This is a genomic window from Cohnella baijiui (assembly GCF_020731285.1).
Taxonomy (GTDB): Bacteria; Bacillota; Bacilli; order Paenibacillales; family Paenibacillaceae; genus Cohnella.
In genome coordinates, this window is the sequence record NZ_JAJFOW010000533.1 from 1 (window position 1) to 209 (window position 209).

Below are 209 nucleotides of genomic sequence, written 5' to 3' on the forward strand. Positions count from 1 at the left end.
TCCATTGGGAACTGGCACGCGGGCTCGCCCAATTATTCTCTACCCAGCTTGAGATCGCAGATTTAGAACAGCAAGCATCCCTTCTGGCCGATGCGGAAATTCGAGCGCTGCATGCACAGATCAATCCGCATTTTTTGTTTAATGCGCTTAACACTATTTCTTCTTTTATCCGTACAAAACCTGAAACCGCCCGCAGACTGATTGTGAAT

The 209-nt window shown here is 47.4% G+C and carries 1 protein-coding gene; it reads left to right on the forward strand.

Annotated features, from left to right (window positions below; translation table 11 throughout):
- Window positions 1–209: histidine kinase (locus LKX83_RS33690; protein WP_227887679.1), on the forward strand; the 209-nt coding region annotated here is incomplete at both ends.